The sequence below is a fragment of the Acinetobacter sp. SFB genome (assembly GCF_001647545.1).
Classification (GTDB): Bacteria; Pseudomonadota; Gammaproteobacteria; order Pseudomonadales; family Moraxellaceae; genus Acinetobacter.
In genome coordinates this window covers 1-11,404 of the sequence record NZ_LSZH01000012.1, presented here as the reverse complement: position 1 = coordinate 11,404, position 11,404 = coordinate 1, and the positions used below count along the sequence as shown (strand labels likewise).

The 11,404-nt window shown below is 38.3% G+C and carries 10 protein-coding genes and 1 pseudogene; 2 read left to right on the top strand and 9 right to left on the bottom strand.

Annotated features, from left to right (window positions below):
• Window positions 1-72 precede the first annotated feature (72 nt).
• Genes AY606_RS07335 through hrpA form a run of 3 tightly spaced genes read right to left on the bottom strand, consistent with a single transcriptional unit; the run spans window position 73 to window position 5,871 of the window.
• Window positions 73-834 carry a lysophospholipid acyltransferase family protein gene (locus AY606_RS07335; RefSeq protein WP_067866652.1) on the bottom strand — a complete coding sequence of 254 codons (762 nt, stop codon included), beginning with the start codon at window positions 832-834 and terminating at the stop codon, window positions 73-75.
• Between the two features lie 11 nt (window positions 835-845).
• Window positions 846-1,955: a beta-ketoacyl-ACP synthase III gene (locus tag AY606_RS07330; RefSeq protein WP_067866650.1), complete on the bottom strand. Its 1,110-nt coding sequence runs from the start codon at window positions 1,953-1,955 to the stop codon at window positions 846-848.
• A 28-nt stretch (window positions 1,956-1,983) separates the two neighbouring features.
• On the bottom strand, window positions 1,984-5,871 hold the full coding sequence (gene hrpA / locus AY606_RS07325) for an ATP-dependent RNA helicase HrpA (protein ID WP_502692117.1): 3,888 nt from the start codon (window positions 5,869-5,871) through the stop codon (window positions 1,984-1,986).
• A gap of 542 nt (window positions 5,872-6,413) precedes the next feature.
• Between hrpA and ahpC the strand changes: the two genes are divergently transcribed.
• Together ahpC and AY606_RS07315 are read left to right on the top strand one after the other, a co-directional pair.
• A complete protein-coding gene (ahpC, locus tag AY606_RS07320) occupies window positions 6,414-6,977 on the top strand; it encodes an alkyl hydroperoxide reductase subunit C (protein WP_067866646.1) in 564 nt (187 codons plus the stop codon).
• 263 nt (window positions 6,978-7,240) lie between these two features.
• Entirely contained in the window at window positions 7,241-7,447 is a 207-nt protein-coding gene (locus tag AY606_RS07315; RefSeq protein ID WP_067866644.1) for a KTSC domain-containing protein, read from the top strand.
• 68 nt (window positions 7,448-7,515) lie between these two features.
• Here the strand turns inward: AY606_RS07315 and AY606_RS07310 are convergent, their stop codons facing one another.
• The 6 genes and pseudogenes from AY606_RS07310 to AY606_RS07285 all read right to left on the bottom strand — a co-directional run bounded on the left by AY606_RS07310 (window position 7,516) and on the right by AY606_RS07285 (window position 10,888).
• Entirely contained in the window at window positions 7,516-8,106 is a 591-nt protein-coding gene (locus tag AY606_RS07310; RefSeq protein WP_067866643.1) for an O-methyltransferase, read from the bottom strand.
• A gap of 61 nt (window positions 8,107-8,167) precedes the next feature.
• The gene (locus AY606_RS07305; protein WP_067866642.1) at window positions 8,168-8,386 is read right to left on the bottom strand and encodes a DUF1653 domain-containing protein; all 219 of its coding nucleotides are present in this window, start codon (window positions 8,384-8,386) and stop codon (window positions 8,168-8,170) included.
• A gap of 99 nt (window positions 8,387-8,485) precedes the next feature.
• Window positions 8,486-8,842: a roadblock/LC7 domain-containing protein gene (locus tag AY606_RS07300; protein WP_067866641.1), complete on the bottom strand. Its 357-nt coding sequence runs from the start codon at window positions 8,840-8,842 to the stop codon at window positions 8,486-8,488.
• 54 nt (window positions 8,843-8,896) lie between these two features.
• Window positions 8,897-9,859: a hypothetical protein gene (locus AY606_RS07295; protein ID WP_067866639.1), complete on the bottom strand. Its 963-nt coding sequence runs from the start codon at window positions 9,857-9,859 to the stop codon at window positions 8,897-8,899.
• A gap of 68 nt (window positions 9,860-9,927) precedes the next feature.
• A pseudogene (locus AY606_RS07290) lies at window positions 9,928-10,334 on the bottom strand (roadblock/LC7 domain-containing protein).
• 11 nt (window positions 10,335-10,345) lie between these two features.
• Complete coding sequence (locus tag AY606_RS07285; RefSeq protein ID WP_067866637.1) at window positions 10,346-10,888, bottom strand: GTP-binding protein; 543 nt, start codon at window positions 10,886-10,888, stop codon at window positions 10,346-10,348.
• Window positions 10,889-11,404 lie beyond the last annotated feature (516 nt).

Here is an 11,404-nt window from a genome sequence, read left to right as displayed (position 1 = left end):
TCATTTATCCAGACTTAACTTAATGATTTGATCTTCCACTACAAAAAATTAGAAATAAAATATTGATCAAACTTAATCAAGCTTTTCATTTTCACGTTGTTGTTTTAACTGTTCTAATCCGACGTAGATTTGTTGCTGAATCAGGTCGCGGAAATCTTTCAATTGTTCGGAATTTTCAATCTGCATTAAATTTTGTCGCGGCATAAATTGAAAATAAAAAGGTAATCGTTTCGGGATAATGTTTTTAGGCAAGGAAGGAATCACATCACCATGGCGGAGTAATTTATCCAGTTGAGGGACTTTCAAAAGCTTTTGAAACCATTGACTTTCAATAATCGAATTGGCATCAAAACCCAATTCAAAGACGTCATCACCACCCAAAGCTGCAAATGGAACAATGTCGTAGTTAAATTCTTGCGCCAGTTTTAAGAAACCATAACGCTGCTTCCAGATCAGCTGATAAGCCTCACCTTTTCTTTTTAAGACTTCTCGTCCACCACCGGGAAAGACCAGAATTGAATAACCCTGTTGCATCACGGCACGGATATATTCTTTATTGCCATCGACCGCACCAAATTTTTTAAACAAGGTGCGCCAGCCTGGCAAATAAAAATGGCCATGATCAGCAATACTGACCACAGCCACTTTATGTTGGTTATAGAGGTAATCAATCAGGATGGGTGAATCAAATATTCCATACAGGGTGTGATTACCGACATACATTGCAGGTTTGGATGCATCAATATGTTCAGCACTGAAAAAGCTGGGGGTGAAATACTGTTTGGATAATGCACTTAGGCCTTTAATCCATTTTGCATCATGCTCAACCTGCAATATAGTGTTCCTTATGCAACAACGTGTTTTTGTACCAGAATCGAACCGACAGAATAACCCGCACCGAATGAGCAAAGTACACCGTATTCCCCGTCATTTACTTCATGTGCAGTACGGTGCAAGGCAATAATTACACCTGCAGAAGACGTATTGGCAAACTCATCCAAAATAATAGGCACCAGTGCACGGTCAGCATCTTTACCGACTACATATTTTAAGATCAGATCATTCATGCTGGCATTGGCTTGGTGTAACCAGAAACGCTTCACATTGGTCGGTGCAATCTGGTTTTTCTCAAGTTGCTTGGTAATGATTTTCGCAACCAGTGGACAAACTTCTTTAAAAACTTTACGACCGTCTTGCTGAAACAGTTTGTCATCTACAACCGCATCTTCACTCCGGTTTAAATAACCAAAGTTGTTGCGAATGTTGTTTGAAAATTGGGTGAATAAATGCGTATCCACAATTTCAAAACCGGTTTTAGTTTCCGTGTCTTCAATAATAGACGCTGTTGCGACATCACCAAAAATAAAGTGGCAGTCACGTGAGCGGAAATCGGTATGACCCGAAGTAATTTCTACATTCACCAGCAGTACACGGCGTGCGCCACATTTGATGGCATCAGCCGCCTGTTTTAGTCCAAATGTCGCAGCAGAACAGGCGACATTCATGTCATAGGCATAGCCTTCAATACCTAAAGCAGTTTGAATTTCAATGGCTACAGCAGGATAAGCCCGCTGGATGTTAGAACATGAAAGAATGACAACATCGATATCTTCGGCCGTGACACCGGCATTTTCCATTGCCTGTTTAGCAGCTGTAACGCCCCATTCTGCCTGAATGGAAAGTTCATCATTACTGCGTTCACGTAAACGTGGATATAGTCGTTTTGGATCGAGCACCCCTGACTTTTCAGCAACATAACGACTTTTAACACCGGATGCTTTTTCAATAAATTCGGCATTTGAACCACGACGTTCTTCAATTTCACCCGCTGCGATTTTTTCAGCATTGTCCTGGTTAAACTGTTCCACATAAGCATTTAAACTTGCAACCAATTCTTCATTGCTAATGGCTTCTTCTGGATGATAAAGGCCAGTACCTGTAATACGAATGCCCATGTAAAACTCCTGCTAATATCGCGCTATGTTAACTGATGCCTAATTGATCCCATACTTTCTGCAATCGGGTTGGAGAAACCGGCATCTTTGTTTTCATTGGCTGTGAGAACAAATTAATACGAAATTCTTCAACCATGAAGTACAGTTCTTTCAGGCGAACGTCATTTTTAAACTTAAATAATTTTTCCATCCAGGGGTCAACTTGATCGATGGCAGAATTGTCCCTTTGTAGATTATTTGGCAAGCGCTCTAAACGCAAGATCAATGCCTTTAAATAACGTGGGAATTCCTGCCAGATGTCTGAAGATTTCACATACACAAAGTCGGAAAGATTCATTAAATCAAGCTGATCTTCAATGTCATCGATATTTTTCCCAAACAGAGAATCGTCTAAAACCAACAATTTCCGACGAATATCCTGCCATTGGATAAAAATATCACTCAGCACTAATAATGCCTCTTGTCCATGCGTTAGGAAAGATTTTTTTACATTTAAAATTAATTTTTGAAACTCTTCAGCATTGACAGGAAGTTCATTTATTGTCAATTGAAGTGTGGCATACACTAGCATTTGTTCTAATTGAGCTTTGTCACCCAGCGGTGAATAGGCCAAAGCCAGTGGTTTTGAAATCTGTTTTTTCAGTTGACGAACCAAGTCGCCCAACTGCATATAAACCAGATGAATCACCCCTTCCCGGTGCTGACGAATCGCTTCAGCCTGATCATTAAAGGTTTGAATCACCACTCCGGATTCATCTTTTGCATTTAATTCTGCAAATGCTTTAGTCGGAACCAAAGCTTGATATTGCTTAACAATCACCCCTGTCACTTTTTGTGAGGCTTCAAATGTAAAATTATCCGGGAAAGTCTTAAACTCACCTTTGAGCTGTTTCACCGGACTATGCGTTTCTGTACGGCAACGCGCTTTAAGTTCAGCCAAATCGCGGCCTTTTTCAAGCACCCGGCCTTTTTCGTCAATGACTTTAATGAACGGCATCAAATACTGATCAACCCGATCAAAGGAAAAATCTTTAGCCGTGATTTGTTCGCCACGTAACTGAAAAGCTAAATAACTAAAAATGTGCTCACGTAAATGTACCGCATCAATACCGTTCATCAGCTTACGCGCAGTATCCGGAATTGGAACCAGATGACGACGTTTATCTTTAGGTAGTGATTTTAACAACGCTTCAATCAAATTCTGACGCCAACCCGGTATGCCCCACGACCAGATATTTTCATCCACCTGGGGCAATGCCTGAACTGGAATTTTAACCGTTGCACCATCTTCATCATGACTTGGATCAAAACGATAACTTGCCGCCAAGCGTAAAGAACCATTGTGCAAATAATCGGGGAATTGCTGGGTAGTTTGACGATCATTCATCCACAATGCATCATCATCGATAAATAAATAATCTGGATGTTGCGGTTCGACCGTTGCACGCCAATCTTCAAAGGTTCGTCGGCTGGCGACCTCTTCAGGTACTTTGGATGCATAGAACTGATAGATGGTTTCTTCATCTACCACCAGATCTCGACGACGCAGTTTATCTTCCACACGCTCCACTTCTTCAAGCTTGAGTAAGTTATGCTTCAAGAATGGCGGGGTAATGCCTAAATTACCCGTAGTTAAAGCATCACGTAGGAAAATCTCATGCGCTGCTGGCTGATCCACCTTTTCATAGTTCATCAAACGCTTCGGCTCGATGATTAAACCAAATAATGAAATCTGGTCATAACAATTAACAATACCGGCTTTCTTCGACCAATGCGGCTCAAAATAATGATGCTTCAGCAAATCAGGTGCAGCGAGTAAAATCCATTCAGGTTCAATTTTCGCCAAAGTCCGCAAATACACTTGCGAGGTTTCCACCATCTCAAAAGCCATTACCCAGGACGCACTGGCTTTATGCAAAGTCGATGCCGGGAAAATGCGGGCTTTTTGCTGGCGCACTGCCATATAGACATTTTTTTCATCGGTTTTATTGGCAATAAATGAAAGTAAACCGGTCAATAAAGCCCGATGTAAATTTTCATAATTAGCGCTTATCTCATTAAATGAAAGTTTTAAACCTTGAGCCAATTCTGTTAATTGCTCATGCGTTTTTTTCCACTCACGTATACGTAACCAGCTTAAAAAATGCTGACGGGCAAAATCACGACGTTTTTTTTCATTCATTGCAGTACGGTTATTCTGCAAGGTTTCCCATAACTTGATGTAAAACAAAAAGTCAGAATCAGCTTCCTTAAATAACGCATGCTTCTGATCGGCTTGGGTCTGTTTATCGGCCGGACGTTCACGCGGGTCTTGCACTGCCAGCGCAGCCACAATAATCAGCATTTCATTGAGTACACCAAAATGTGCGCCGCCTAAAATCATACGGGCCAACCGTGGGTCAATCGGCATTTTCGCCATTTGCTGACCAATTTTGGTTAGTCCGCCAGGTGTTCCCACTTTTTTAGAAGAGCTAGAATTTGAAGATAATTTTTCTTCTTCCGCTTTAGAAGAATTTTTCTCATGCATCGCCCCAAGCTCAATCAGCAACTTGCGACCATCATTCACCAAGCGATGATCTGGCGGTTCAATAAAGTCGAAACTTTCCAGCTCGCCCAGATTCAGGCTTTGCATCTGCAAAATCACAGAGGCCAAATTTGTACGCTTGATTTCTGGTTCGGTAAATTCAGGACGGCTGAGAAAGTCATCTTCTGAATACAGTCGAATACACACACCGGGGGCAATACGGCCACAACGACCTTTACGCTGATTGGCTGCCGCTTGTGATACCGCCTCAATCGGTAAGCGCTGTACACGGGAACGGTAACTGTAACGTGAAATACGGGCAAATCCGCTGTCAATTACATAGCGAATATTAGGCACGGTTAAAGCCGTTTCTGCCACGTTAGTGGCAATAATAATGCGTCTCCCGCTTCCACCCGGATTAAAAATTCTTTGCTGTTCAGCCAAAGCCAAACGTGCATATAAGGGTAAAATTTCGGTATGCCGTGGCCCATGCTTTTGCAAGGTTTCTTGCAGTTCTCGAATTTCCTGTTCTGTGCTAGCAAAAATCAGGATATCGGCATGTTCAGGATGGCCTTTTTCCTGCGCATCCTGAAAACACTCATTGACCGCTTGAACCACTGCACGTGGCAGGTTCTCTTCAAAGTCATCAAATTCATCGTCATCACTACCCCCAATGGTCATTTCTGAAATTGGACGATAACGCAGCTCTACAGGAAAGCTACGACCTTCGACTTCAAAAATCGGGGCATCAAAAAAGTAGCTGCTAAAGCGGTTTACATCTAGAGTTGCTGAAGTAATGATGACTTTTAAATCACGACGTTTAGGCAAAAGCTGTTTGAGATAGCCCATGATAAAGTCGATATTGAGAGAACGTTCATGTGCTTCATCAATAATAATGGTGTCATATTTGGTGAGGAATCGATCATTGGATAATTCTGCCAGCAAAATACCATCCGTCATTAAACGGACAATCGAATCTTGCGAACCCTGTTCATTAAAACGAATTTTAAAACCAATGGATTCACCCAGTTTCTCACCGACTTCTTCAGCAATACGTTGCGATACACTACGTGCCGCCAGTCGACGCGGTTGGGTATGACCAATCATGCCGGTTAAACCACGCCCGGCAAGCATGGCAATTTGCGGTAACTGTGTAGTTTTACCCGAACCGGTTTCCCCGGCCACAATAATGACCTGATGCTTTTGAATCGCTTCAATCAGCTTGTCTTTATATTGGGTAACCGGAAGGTCTTGATTGAGCTTGATGTTCGGAACATGCGATAGACGCTCACGAACTTTATGATTCGATTTTTCTAATAATTCTTGATACTGTTTTTCGTTGGCATCTTTACCTTTGCGTAGCCGATTTAAACGATGACGGTCACGTGCCATGACCCATTGATCTACATTTAAATGACTTAACACAGATAATTTATCCCAAAACAAAAAATTGAACTGAATATTTTACGCTGTAACGCTCTCGAGAGAAAGACAGTGCCATGTTTATTGAGGAAGTTTGATGTAAAGAATCTGCAAAAGTATAAAAAACAAACCATTCAATAAAGCTAAATCGATAGGTGATATCATTCAACCCAGTCGACATACTGCTTGTTATATCCTTTGTCTAATAAGAAGGATTTATCTAAGAATAATTCATTCTGCAAAAAGAAATTTAATTAAAAATAATTTACCCTTGAATTTTAGTACTTAAGCCTTCATCTTCTTAGGCAAGCTGAAAAACTGATATTTTGTCATTCAGTCCTGTTTTTATGGACCTGAATAGATAAATCAATCAGATTTGGTGGAATAGTGAGCCTTATTATAGTTAATTCGGTTTTTCCGATTTTAATTATATAAAAATACTGTTTCACCAATAACAAAAAATTCGCTATTCTTTGGCATATCAAATACAAATCTCAATCATGGAGACAATGATGAGCTTAATTAATACAGAAGTTAAACCATTTAAAGCAACTGCATTCCAAAATGGTCAATTTATCGAAGTAACTGAAGCTGATCTTAAAGGCAAATGGTCTGTAGTATTTTTCTACCCAGCTGACTTCACTTTTGTTTGCCCAACTGAACTTGGTGACCTTGCAGACAACTACGCTGAATTCCAAAAATTGGGCGTTGAAATTTATTCAGTTTCTACTGACACTCACTTCACGCACAAAGCTTGGCATGATTCTTCAGAAGAAATTAAAAAAATCCAATATGTAATGGTGGGTGATGCGAACTGGACGCTTGCTAAAAACTTCGATGTATTAATCGAAGCTGATGGCCTTGCAGATCGTGGTACATTCGTTATCGATCCAGAAGGTAAAATCCAAATCATTGAAATCAACGCTGGTGGTGTTGGTCGTGATGCTTCAGAACTTCTTCGTAAAGTTAAAGCAGCTCAATATGTTCACGCTCACCCAGGTGAAGTTTGCCCAGCTAAATGGAAAGAAGGCGATGCTACTTTAGCTCCTTCAATCGACCTAGTAGGTAAAATCTAATTTAGATTAGATTGAAATGATTCAAAAAACCGCGCTTTTTAGCGCGGTTTTTTATGGACTATATAAAACGTAAAATATTCAATTCTTCCGCTCAATTCAAATTATGCAACAATAAATCGCAAGTATGATTCATGTTGATATAGCCCTATTGTTTTATTCAAAATATTACAATTCTGCTCTACATTCCCTGACCCTTTTATCTTAGTTTCAAACTATGCAGTCAATGCAATACTGTATATAGAATTAAAGAATAAGGAGCGCTTATGGGAACAATGCTTATTGTCACTTCTTATAAATACAACGCGTCTTCACGCTATTTGAAAATTTTTTATAACAACGGATCAGGTGAGCTGTATCACCCTGTCCCTCAATTTATCTATAATAATTTACTGCGCTGTAATGATAAAACTGCTTTTGTACATAAATACTTGGAATACGATGTTCAATTCACCCGTATTTCAATTCAATAAATCAGATCCGGTAAACCAAGACAATTTTCCTCATTTATAATTTAACCCGATTTTGTATTGTTATTATTTTATTTATAGCAAATTATAAACAAACCCGCTCCTTTGGATAGCGTCAGGGTGAGGAAACGTCCATCATTTTTGACTAATTCGATAAAGGTTTTCACTTCTGCCGCATGCGAGATAACATTGTCCACAATCAAAACGCCGCCTTGCGGATGAATCATATTTTGCAGATAAGCCCAGTAATCCACATAAGCATCACGCTCGGCATCTAACAGAATGAAATCATATTGATCGGTACATTTTTCAAGAAAATTTTGCGCATCCCCCACCCAAAAATCAATCACCTGATCCAACGCCAACTCTTGTGCATATTGTTGCGCCTGAGCAGTGCGTGATGGATCTATTTCAAGTGTGGTTACATGACCTTGTGTAGTTTGCGCTGCATTTGCCAGCCATAAAGTCGAATAACCAGTAGAGGTTCCGATTTCTAAAATTGATTTCGACTGCTGGATACGAATTTGCATCGCTAAAAATAATGCAGAATCAGGTTCAATATTTCTATAACGCTGAATACGCTCATGTTGTAATGCATCAAATTTGATAAAACTTTGATACAACTCTTGCATGCGTTGCTGAAATGTCAAACTCATACTCATATCTGATGCCCCTATTTAGCCATGATTGTAAGTTTAACTAATCCATGTCAGAAGTCTGTATTTAAGAAGTTTCTTGAATCAATTTAAATCGCGGAAGAATTTGACCATCCGCTAGAGTAACTGTTTCCTGAAACATCGCTAAAGGACGTACCCACATAGAATAATCGCCATACAAGCATTGATAGACGACAAGCTTTTCACGCGTTTCACTATGGGTTGCCACATGAAATACCTGATATAAATTGCCTTTATAGTGTTGATAAATACCTTGTTTAACCATATGACTCATTAAATCCCAAGAAGTTTATTTTTCTTTCAATTAAAGCATAGCATTTTATATAAAAAACCGCCTTATGGCGGTTTCTTTATTTATTTGTTCTTATGAAAAATCGAGTTCTTTTTCAAAAGCTTTTAACTCGTAACGAGACATCGCTAAATTCGCTTTAGAACGATCCAGCACTAAATACAAAAATAGCGCTTCATTTGAATCTAAAGGACGAATTAAATGATATTGCTTACCTAAAGTAATCAAAATATCTTCAATACTGTCATCTAATTTTAAAGCTTTAGCAACTTTGCGTTTTGCACGGATAACTTCTGTATTCCCTGCAGCTGCCAACTCCAAATCAATACCTGAGCCTTCTGCCGCCAATACTAAACCGCTTTCTGAATCAACTAGCGCGACAGCAACAAAGCCATCGATAGTCGTTAGTGAATCTAAACTGATACGTGCCATTTCTTTTCTCTCTTCTAAAGTATGGGATATTCCCGTGTGTAATATGGGGACAAATTAAAGTCCAAGTTTTTTTCGCAGCTTGCCAAATAAACTTTTAAGTTTATTTAATTGGAAGCTATCATCCTGTGTTGCCGATGAATTGAACATTGCTTGTTTCGCCTCAATTTTTTCACCCAAGTGCATGAATAATAAAATTGAAATAAAGCGCTCAACCGTTTCATCTGTCAGCTCAAGATATTGCTTTACATCTGCTACTTTTGCACCTTGGGCAAAACATGCAGCAATTTTCAATAAATTCTTGCGTTCAAAACCTTTTTCAAATTGAGGCCAAATATTTAGCTTAAAATACTGATGGTGATCAATTTTTTCCAATTCAATATTGGAATGTCTGAGTACTGGCCAAAGCCACACAAGCAAATCTTGTGCATGCCGGTCTTTGGTAAATTCCTGTACAAATTGATTCTTTGCATACATCTGGCTCAAACTTGCATTAAAACGTATCAATGTATTTTCATCATTTAGCCAAATACGTTCTGTTCGGGTATCTACCAAGGCAAAACAGCCATGTTCATTCATCAATTGAATGAATCCATTTCTGGGGATAAATATTTCATCTAAAACATGCTGAACTCTGGCAGCATCGTCTGGTTTTTGCTTCGACATAGATAGATTAAATTGCGGCAGATACTCATAGTCAAAAAATTGTTCCTGAATCCAAGTGACTAAATCGTCTGACTCGCTAAATGGATAAAATAAACAGTCTTCTGAAATTTGACCTGCTCGCTCTTGCTGTTTTTCGAGTCTTAAATATGCTTTTACATCCTGTTCAATAAGACGCTGTATGTTATTTGAATTAAAAAATGCATCATTTACCAATAGTAAATCAATGTTCTTTTCAGCAATATTGCACCACTTAACCGGTACATTGTCAGCCACGGCATAAGCTACTTGTTTTTTAATTTGATCCATAACATTTAGGCTGAAACCAAATATTGCAACATTTAATAACTGTTTCATAAAAATTCACTAGTACATAGCATTACTGCTGAGCGTTTCAAATCAAATCCTTTTTAAAATATCTTTACTTATAGGTTTGCAAGAGTTTTGGCTGTATTTTTTACGCTATACAACAAATGTCCAATCAACGCATCTGAATCTGCCAAAACAACAATCAGCATGGGGTGTTCAGTATGACTGACTGTACTCAAAATCACTTTGCCGTTATCGGCATCTAAAGTTATATTTTGACATCCAGTAAGCGGTATTTCTGCCATAAAAGCCGAAACCATGGCCAAAATGGAACTGCCTACTGCAGCAACTTTTCCTGCATTATCTAAGTTTTTTTACTCACCAACGCCAATTCAAAACCGTCAGACGAACACAACATGACAAAACGCACACCATTGACAGAATCAAGTAAATCTCTAATTTGATTTTCACCTTCGTCAATTAAATATTGAGGAATTTTTTGTGAGTGTTCGACCTTAAACATACTTCACCTATCTAAACAATTAATCTGGACTGAACTTCAACTGAAGCGATTAAGGTTTCAATCATCAGTAGAACATCATCTTGTTGACGTGCATCTATGCCAAACAAAGGATATTGATAACCATATAACGCCATCCAATCCCGATAGATCTTGAGGACTTGATCATCCTTTTTGTCTAAATGGGTCACCCCAATAACAATATTGTGTCCGTAAGCTTTAAAAGCATTTAAATAGAATTCTAAGTTTTGTAATCGGTCATTACGTGAATGATCAATTAATATCACTATACCGATAGCGCCTTGACAAACAACCGGCCAAACAAAGTCAAAGCGGTCTTGTCCAGGTGTGCCGTATAAGCCAATTTTAGTACCATCATCTAAACTGATTTCACCATAATCGATGCCTACAGTGGTCAAATACTTACTATGAGCTTCAGTATCAGTATTTACCGCTTCCGTAGATATAACGGATATATCCGATAGTACTTTAATGGCAGCAGATTTCCCTGCACCCATCGTCCCTCCAAATACAATTTTATAACGCTGTAATATCACCCCAAAAACTCACTTTAAAAAAGCCTTATAAATCAATTTCAAGCAAACACTTTAGGCATACAGCCTAAAACTTGCACAACACTAAGATAAATTAAAAAATAGGTACAACAGTTTGTTCTTATTATTATAATCGGAATATTGAATCAAAATATTAATCCTAGTTTCTGCAAGCCTAGCCTTATTTTAAAAGCCAAGAAAAATACAAAAATACTTAAAATCAATAAATTAAATTTAATTATAAAGTTTGATACAATTTTTTAATTTAATAAGACTAAAAAAATATAAATACTTCTTAATAAAAACATGACTGAAAATGCGAAATACGATAACTTTCACATAATTTTTCATTATTATTTTTTATTTTAATTTTAAACGCTTTTTTTAATCAATCAGATTTATTGAATTCCAACACATAGGAAAACAAAAAATTTATAAATCCGATCATAACAATAAAAACAAACTGTTTTACCTATATTATTGTTTGCATTAGTATAGCTTTATTCAATAAGCATTTAC

Excerpts from the sequence above, each read along its gene's own strand:
- AY606_RS07330 (WP_067866650.1), bottom strand. The coding sequence starts at position 1,955 with ATGGGCATTCGTATTACAGGTACTGGCCTTTATCATCCAGAAGAAGCC.
- AY606_RS07310 (WP_067866643.1), bottom strand. The coding sequence starts at position 8,106 with ATGAGTATGAGTTTGACATTTCAGCAACGCATGCAAGAGTTGTATCAA.
- AY606_RS07295 (WP_067866639.1), bottom strand. The coding sequence starts at position 9,859 with ATGAAACAGTTATTAAATGTTGCAATATTTGGTTTCAGCCTAAATGTT.
- AY606_RS07315 (WP_067866644.1), top strand. The coding sequence starts at position 7,241 with ATGGGAACAATGCTTATTGTCACTTCTTATAAATACAACGCGTCTTCA.
- AY606_RS07300 (WP_067866641.1), bottom strand. The coding sequence starts at position 8,842 with ATGGCACGTATCAGTTTAGATTCACTAACGACTATCGATGGCTTTGTT.
- ahpC (WP_067866646.1), top strand. The coding sequence starts at position 6,414 with ATGAGCTTAATTAATACAGAAGTTAAACCATTTAAAGCAACTGCATTC.
- hrpA (WP_502692117.1), bottom strand. The coding sequence starts at position 5,871 with ATGGCACGTGACCGTCATCGTTTAAATCGGCTACGCAAAGGTAAAGAT.
- AY606_RS07305 (WP_067866642.1), bottom strand. The coding sequence starts at position 8,386 with ATGGTTAAACAAGGTATTTATCAACACTATAAAGGCAATTTATATCAG.